Here is a 4,399-nt window from a genome sequence, read left to right on the forward strand (position 1 = left end):
TCCGAGATCGAGGCGCTGGAGAAGGATGTCGACGAGATGGCCCGCATGCTCGAGGACTATCTCGCCTTCGCCCGCGGCGACGCCGGCGAGACGGCCATCGAGACCGACATCCGCGGCCTGCTGGAAGAGCTGAAATCGGACGCCGAGCGCCAGGGCCACCAGACCGAGCTCACCGTGGTCGGCGACCCTCTGGTCGTGGTCAGGCCCGACGCCTTCCGGCGCCTGATGACGAACCTCGTCTCCAACGCCGCCCGCTATGGCGACCGCATCGCCATCCGCGCCACCCATGACGCGCGCTACCTGATCGTGATGATCGACGATGACGGACCCGGCATCCCGGCCGACCAGCGCGAGGACGTCTTCCGTCCCTTTTTCCGCCTCGACGAGGCGCGCAACGTCGATTCGGGCGGCACGGGCTTAGGGCTGGCCATCGCCCGCGACATCGCCCGCGCCCATGGCGGCGACATCATCCTGGCGGACTCGTCATTGGGGGGGTTGCGGGCGACGGTGCGGCTGCCGGTGTAAGGCTGTTAAGGGCAGGCGTCGGCGAGAAGTGCACCCTTCCAAATTTGTCGGAGCCACCAAGTTCCGAGAGGATGGTGGGACGACGATCGAGCCAAGCTTGAGGGGCGAGCAAGCGGGGCTCGGCTGATGTTTCCCAATTGACTGCCCGTCGCGGCCATTGACCCGCTCCTCGGACACGCGTCAGATGTCGTCACGCCGCCCGTCTGGCTGATCGGGTCGGTCTCGCTGCGCATTCGGCCTCTGCCTCTGCGAGGGAGATCCCGACATGCAGGTCGTCATCTTCATACCCTCCAACGTTCATTCGCTCGAACTGGCCGGCCTCATGGACGTATTCGCCGAAGCGAATGCGCGTGCGGCCGAGACCTATTACGAGGTCGGCATCGTCGCGGAGGACGACCGGCCGATCCGCTGCGGATCCGGGCTTCGAGTCCTGCCCGACACGAGTTTCCACACGCACTCGGGCAGGCCCGACACGTTGCTCGTCGCCGGGAGCGTCGGCATTCCGACGGCTCCGAGCGGCGAGATGATCGACTGGCTGGGCCGGACCGCTGCGACGGCGCGGCGCTACGGCTCCGTCTGCACGGGAGCGTTCCTGCTCGGCGACGCCGGCCTCCTCGCCGGCCGCAGAGTGGCGACACACTGGCAATATGCGCCCCTCCTCGCCGAGCGCTTTCCCGATGCGAAGGTGGATGGAGATCGCGTCTTCGTTCGGGATGGCGCGATGGTCACCTCCGCCGGATCCAGTGCGGCGATCGATCTGGGCCTGTCGCTGGTCGAGGAAGATCTCGGCCGGGATGTGGCGCTCTTCGTCGCCAGACGCCTGGTCGTCTTCCTGAAGAGACCGGGAGACCAATCCCAATTCAGCATGCATCTGGCGGCACAAGCGGTCGACCACAGCCGGCTGTACAATGTCCAGCAGTACATCTTGAACCACCCGAGCGCCGATCTGTCCGTTGCCGCGCTGGCGAACATCGCCGCGATGAGCCCGCGCAATTTCACCAGGGTCTTCACGCAGCAGGTCGGGATTCCGCCGGCGGAATATGTCGATCTCACGCGGATCGATGTCGCGCGCTTCCTGCTCGAAGGCAGCCGCCTGTCGATCGAGGCGATCGCGGCGAAAGCCGGCTTCGGCTCCGCGCGGGCGATGCGCCGGGCCTTTCTGGCGCATCTCGGAGCGACGCCGTCGGACTACCGCGAGCGCTTCCGCAGTTCTGGAGACGGAACGAGACCCGGATTGTCCGATAACGGCTGACGGTTGTCCCAAAACGGCTGCGCGTGCCGATTGCCGCGCCGCGGCCAACGGCGCCATTGCTGCGGCCATGAAAGAACTCAAGCAATCCAAGCCGGCGGACTCCACGAAGCTGCCGCCGAGGTTTGGCGGCAGCGGCGACCGGGGCTCGGACACCCGTCTCCGCTCGCTTCTGCCGACGCTCGTCGAGGAGTTCTGCGACGGTGTGGCGATCGCCCGGGTTTCGGCGGGGAACGCGCCGCTTCTTTATGTGAACAAGGCCTTCGAGCGGCTGACGGGCTACGCCCGGGACGAGGCTCTCGGCAAGGACTGCCGCTACCTCCAGGGCAATGATCGCGAACAACCGGAAATCGCCCGCATCGCAGCGGCCATCAAGGCGGCCGAAGCGGTGGACGTCACGCTCCGCAACCAGCGCAAGGACGGCTCGGTCTTCTGGAATAGCCTCAGCCTGAGGCCGTTCACGATCAGCGGCGAACTGCTCTATCTCGGCATCCTGCGAGATGCGTCGGCGACGCGCCAGACCGAGATAGCGCTCGACCGCGCCGCGAACCTCGACGGAGCGACGGGGTGTCTCAACCGCCAGTCGTTTCTCGTCAGTGCGGAACGGCGCTTCGCGACACGCGACGGCCCAGTGCTGATCGTGAAGCTCGACGTGATCGGCTTCCACGACATCAACGCCGGATACGGCTTCGATGTCGGGGACGCGCTGCTGATGGAAACCGGCCGCCGGCTGCGGGAGACCGGGGCTGCCCTGGTCGCCCGGATCGGCGCGAACGAGTTCGCCCTGGCCTTCGAACCCCCGACTGAGGAGAGCGGGCCAGAGTTCGTGGCCGAGGTCTGCGCGGCGCTGGCGCCCGATTTCGTGATTCCGGGCGCGAACGTCTCCTTGCGCTTCGCCATCGGATACGCGCAAGGCAAGGCCGAGGGCAAAGTGATCTCCCTGATCCGGAACGCCGGCGCAGCGCTGCATGCCGCGAAGGCGGCGCCGCTGAGCGGGCCGCGCCGGTTTCGGCGGGCGGACGAGGACGAGGCGCGCAACAGGGTCCAGTTGACCCGCGAGCTGAAGGCCGCTGCGGCAGGCGATCAATTCTTCCATCATTTCCAGCCGCAGATCGACCTGACGACCGGCGAATGGGTCGGCGCCGAAGCCCTGATCAGATGGAACCACCCGCTATTCGGCATCCTGCCGCCGGGTCGGTTCATCGAAGCGGCGGAACGAACCGGTCTGCTGCTCGATCTCGGCGAGCGCGGACTCGCCGCCGTCGCCGCCTTTGCTCGCAGGATCAATTCAGGCAGACAGCGGCCGCTGCGCTTTTCGGTCAACGTGTCCGCGACGGAATTCCTGCACCGCGACATGGCCGAGATTATGGAGCGGGTCATCCGACAGGCCGGGGTCGATCCCGCCTGGCTGACGCTCGAGATCACCGAAAGCATGTTTCTCAACGACACGCCCGGCGTGCTTGACGCCTTCCGCCGGCTTCGGGATCTCGGCGTGGGCCTGTCCGTCGATGATTTTGGGACCGGCTATTCGAACCTGCGCCTGCTCGAGGTGTTTCCGGTCACTGAGATCAAGATCGACCGGAGCTTCGTCGCCGAACTGGCATCCAGTCAGTCGAAGATCGTCATCGTCCGGGCGATCATCGATCTCGGGCGCGCCTTGGGCGTTGCCGTCGTGGCAGAGGGAGTTGAGACCGAGGCACAGCGTGCGTTGCTGGCCGGCATGGGATGTCCAATCGGCCAAGGCTTTCTGTTCGGTCCCCCTGTCGGCGCAGGCGATTTCGCGGCCGGCCTCGCTCAGGCATGTCCCGATGGGCGGCCCATTGGCGCAGGGAGGGATGGCTCATCCCACGCCACGACGTCGTTCGGCTCGCTTTTGGCCCTTCATCCCCCGGCCAGCAAAGATTGCTGACGACAGAGCGGCTCCCAACACTGGTTCATGGATCGATCGAAGTCATACCGCAGGGTGGCCTGACTGAAGGTGCCGCACTCGCGATCCCTGGAATCGCGGGGGCTAAAACAACCTTCCGCCCTTGGGCACCTCAATCCCCGGCCCGATCAGCACGACCTCGCCCTGCTCGTCCGGCACGCCGAGCGTCAGCACTTCGGACATGAACTTGCCGATCTGGCGCGGCGGGAAGTTGACCACCGCCAGCACCTGTCGGCCCGGCAGATCCTCGCAGGTGTAGTGCTTCGTGATCTGCGCCGAGGATTTCTTCAGGCCGATCGTGCCGCCGAAATCGATCACCAGCTTGATCGCGGGCTTCCGCGCCTCCGGATAGGGCAAAGCCTCGACGATCGTGCCGACGCGGATGTCGACTTTCAGGAAATCGTCGAAGCCGATCGCCGCGGCCGGGGCGGCGCTGCCGGAGGGGTCGCTCAAAACTCGGCCCACCCCTTGTCATGGGCGCTCATGTCGGGCTTGCGCGCAGCGCCGCCGCTGCTGGCTGCCGCCGCGACGGGCCGGGCAACCGGCGGCGCGGGCTTGCGCGGCGCGGGAGCGACCGCCGCCTGCATCGTGCGCGCCATTGCCTTCAGTCCCGCGACGTCACCGCCGAGCTGGAAGCGCGCGACCAGCGCGGCCAGGCGGTCGGCCTCCTGCGAGAGGGAATGAGCGGCGGCAGTCGA

General features: G+C 66.8%; 4 protein-coding genes and 1 pseudogene. 3 read left to right on the forward strand and 2 right to left on the reverse strand.

All coding sequences use genetic code 11. The features are described from left to right. The 3 genes from Q8M82_RS12330 to Q8M82_RS12340 all read left to right on the forward strand — a co-directional run. The coding region (locus Q8M82_RS12330; protein ID WP_305691646.1) for a sensor histidine kinase at nucleotides 1-525 on the forward strand (525 nt) is incomplete at its 5' end. Between the two features lie 265 nt (nucleotides 526-790). Further along, nucleotides 791-1,777, forward strand: coding sequence for a GlxA family transcriptional regulator (locus tag Q8M82_RS12335; RefSeq protein ID WP_305691647.1), 987 nt, complete (start codon nucleotides 791-793; stop codon nucleotides 1,775-1,777). A 67-nt stretch (nucleotides 1,778-1,844) separates the two neighbouring features. Continuing rightward, nucleotides 1,845-3,683, forward strand: a complete 1,839-nt coding sequence (locus Q8M82_RS12340) for a putative bifunctional diguanylate cyclase/phosphodiesterase (protein ID WP_305691648.1) — start codon at nucleotides 1,845-1,847, stop codon at nucleotides 3,681-3,683. Nucleotides 3,684-3,785: 102 nt separating this feature from the next. Here the strand turns inward: Q8M82_RS12340 and Q8M82_RS12345 are convergent, their stop codons facing one another. Then, entirely contained in the window at nucleotides 3,786-4,154 is a 369-nt protein-coding gene (locus Q8M82_RS12345; RefSeq protein WP_305691649.1) for a tRNA-binding protein, read from the reverse strand. Next, a pseudogene (locus Q8M82_RS12350) lies at nucleotides 4,151-4,399 on the reverse strand (methyl-accepting chemotaxis protein); the annotation flags it as partial. The gene Q8M82_RS12345 and the pseudogene Q8M82_RS12350, both read right to left, overlap by 4 nt.

Source organism: Allobosea sp. (assembly GCF_030694325.1).
Lineage (GTDB): Bacteria > Pseudomonadota > Alphaproteobacteria > Rhizobiales > Beijerinckiaceae > Allobosea.

Bases quoted from the DNA above. Each gene is read 5' to 3' on its own strand.
- Q8M82_RS12335 (WP_305691647.1), top strand. From the start codon at position 791: ATGCAGGTCGTCATCTTCATACCCTCCAACGTTCATTCGCTCGAACTG.
- Q8M82_RS12340 (WP_305691648.1), top strand. From the start codon at position 1,845: ATGAAAGAACTCAAGCAATCCAAGCCGGCGGACTCCACGAAGCTGCCG.